We start from the raw sequence: 2,241 nt of genomic DNA, 5'->3' as shown, positions 1-2,241 counted from the left end.
AAAGGAGCTGGGAGAGGAAGGCTTTCGCCCCCTCCCAGCTCCAACGCTGTTAAGATTATCGCATGGTAAGGGCCATGACCGCCTTCTGGACATGCAGGCGGTTCTCGGCCTCGTCGAACACCACCGACTGCGGCCCGTCAATGACTTCGTCGGTTACCTCGTACCCGCGGTCGCAGGGCAGGCAGTGCATGTAAATCGCTTCGGGATGCGCCAGCTTCATCTTCTCGCTGTCGCAGATCCAGTGCTTGTTGGCGTCGAAGATGCGCTGGGCCTCTTCCTTGTCATAGTTGCCCACGGGCGGCTGGAAGAGCACGGTGGGCGCCCAGGCCTTGGGATAGACGACGTGCGCGCCCTCGAAGGCCTCTTCCATATCGTTGGTGACGCTGAAGGAGCCGCCGGACTTGGCCGCCATTTCCTCGCAGGCCTTGAGGACCTCGGGGTCCAGCTCCATGCCCTTGGGGTGCGCCAGCACGGTGTCACAGCCCATCTTGGTGGCGGCGATGATGGCGCTCTGCGGAACGGCGCGCGGCTTGTGGATGCTCGGGCTGTAGGCCCAGCTCATGACGAACTTGACGCCCTTGAAGCCGCCGAACTTCTCGCGCACGGTCAGGATATCCGCCAGGGCCTGGAAGGGATGATACTTGTCGTCTTCCATGTTCAGCACGGGGATGTGCGCCCAGTGGGCAAATTCCTGCAGGAGCTCATGCGCGCCGCCGTAGACCCAGTCCACCGGGTCGCCGTAACAGCGGATGGCGATGGCATGGCCCATGCGGGAGAGGGTGCGGGCGACATCGGAGACGCGCTCGGTGGTATAGGCAACCTCGCGGCCCTTGAGCGCCGGCGTGTAAATCTTGCCGGGGTCGAGGTAATGGGCATGGCCGCCAAGCTGGGTCATGCCGGCCTCGAACGAGTTGCGGGTGCGCAGGGACTGATTGTAGAAGATCATGAAGAGGGTCTTGGCCGGCAGGAGGTGATCATGCCGCTCGCCCAGCGCGAAGCGCCGCTTCAGGTCGGTCGCTACGTCGAGGATGGTCTCCACCTCTTCCTTGCTCCAGTCGAGCAGGGTCATGAAATCCTTGCCGCGAAAGCTTTCCGTTTTCATCGTCCCTTTCTCCTTCGTACATAGAATGTCGGGTTTTCTGCTATCACGCACTCGGCGGGGTGTCTCCGCCGGCGAGCGTCTAACCTCCGATGCGCCGGATGACATGGAAGTTAAAGAAGCCCGGCAGGAAATAGTTGCGGGAGAATTCCACCGGCACATTGTCCATGGAGTAGAGCGTTTCTTCGATGAGGAGCAGGCAGGTGCGGGGGGAGACATCCAGCGCCTCCGCCATGTCGCGGCCGGCCAGCATGGGGACCAGCCTGGCATGGGCATAGGCCAGCGCCGGCGATCCCCGTTCCAGAAGGAAGTCGAGCACGGAGCCGCGAAAGCCGGCCTGCATCTCTTCCAGCGTCACATAGGTCGTTGGTATGACGTCCACCATGTAGGCGACGGGGTGCTTGCCGGCCATCTTCGTGCGCACCACCTGCACCGCCGGCGTTCCTGCCGGCAGGTTCAGCTTCTCCGCCAGCTCCTGGTCGAGGATAATCTGGCTGATGCGCAGGCCGGCGTCCTGAACCTTCAGCCCCTTGCGCTCGGCGAGCTTTTCCAGGCTCTCGAGGGTTTCCAGGCCGCTTTCGAACACCAGGTTGTCGGCGTGTTCGGCGACGAAGGTGCCGACGCCCTGCCGGCGCTTGACCAGGCCGCGCTCTTCGAAGGAGCGCAGGGCCTCGCGCAGGGTGGCGCGGGAGATGCCGAGCATTTCTGCCAGCCGCGGCTCTGGGGGGAGCTGGTCGCCGGGCTGGTATTGGCTTTGGATCAGCTCGCGCAGTGCCTCTTCGGCCCGCAGGTATAGCGGTCGGTTATCTTTGCGGAGCTTTTCGACCACGCCGGCCCTCCATTTGTCTGAGGTCTGACATTATTATAGCACAAAGGTGGGCCGGCGTCAAGTCCGATGCGAATGGAATGCGGACCCTCGCGAAACGCAGGGCAGGTGGGCCGGCGAATCGGGCGGCAGGAAAAAGAAAGGGCCGCGGTGCACCCGCGGCCAACAACGATACAACATATATGGCGGAAGCGACGGGATTCGAACCCGCGATCTCGGCCTTGACAGGGCCGCATGTTAGGCCACTACACCACGCCTCCGCATTGGCAATTCACACTATACCATAGGATGGCTGAAGTTGTCAAATTCGGGAAAG

General features: G+C 62.6%; 2 protein-coding genes and 1 tRNA gene. All 3 read right to left on the bottom strand.

Annotated elements, in window-relative coordinates:
- Nucleotides 1–55: 55 nt before the first annotated feature.
- Nucleotides 56–1,102, bottom strand: coding sequence for an N-acetylornithine carbamoyltransferase (locus tag H5T60_14235; GenBank protein MBC7243591.1), 1,047 nt, complete (start codon nt 1,100–1,102; stop codon nt 56–58).
- A 79-nt stretch (nt 1,103–1,181) separates the two neighbouring features.
- Entirely contained in the window at nt 1,182–1,928 is a 747-nt protein-coding gene (locus H5T60_14230) for a GntR family transcriptional regulator (GenBank protein ID MBC7243590.1), read from the bottom strand.
- A 180-nt stretch (nt 1,929–2,108) separates the two neighbouring features.
- Nucleotides 2,109–2,185, bottom strand: a tRNA-Asp gene (locus H5T60_14225).
- Nucleotides 2,186–2,241 lie beyond the last annotated feature (56 nt).

It is taken from the genome of Anaerolineae bacterium (assembly GCA_014360855.1).
Taxonomy (GTDB): domain Bacteria; phylum Chloroflexota; class Anaerolineae; order JACIWP01; family JACIWP01; genus JACIWP01.
Note: the sequence above shows the minus strand (reverse complement) of the source record. Positions and strands in the feature narration are given on the sequence as shown.